This window comes from Vibrio sp. YT-19(2023), assembly GCF_033337395.1.
In genome coordinates, this window is sequence record NZ_JAWOQN010001100.1 from 1 (window position 1) to 526 (window position 526).

Genomic DNA, 526 nt, shown 5'->3' on the forward strand with positions numbered 1-526 from the left:
GGTTTACCACGGTAACCAAGTGGCAGTAACTTACGATATTCCAATGGCAGAAGTAGTACTCGATTTCTTCGACCGTCTGAAGTCAACTTCTCGTGGTTACGCGTCTCTGGATTACAACTTCCAACGCTTTGAAGCGTCAAACATGGTACGCGTAGACGTACTATTGAACGGCGACAAAGTGGATGCTCTAGCGCTTATCACGCACAAAGATCAGTCTCAGACTCGTGGTCGTCAGCTGGTTGAGAAGATGAAAGAATTTATCCCTCGTCAGATGTTCGATATCGCGATTCAAGCGGCTATTGGTAACCACATCATTGCGCGTTCTACCGTTAAGCAGCTACGTAAAAACGTAATCGCAAAATGTTACGGTGGTGACGTGAGTCGTAAGAAGAAACTTCTGAAGAAACAGAAAGAAGGTAAGAAACGTATGAAGCAGATCGGTAACGTTGAGCTGCCTCAAGAAGCGTTCCTAGCAATTCTTCACGTCGGCAAAGATTAGAGTTGAACTTTGTCCCACTGTTGTTGG

1 pseudogene is annotated in these 526 nt (G+C 45.4%); it reads left to right on the forward strand.

The window, feature by feature from the left end:
- Positions 1-499, forward strand: a pseudogene (locus R7E78_RS30265) (elongation factor 4); the annotation flags it as partial.
- Between the last annotated feature and the right edge of the window lie 27 nt (positions 500-526).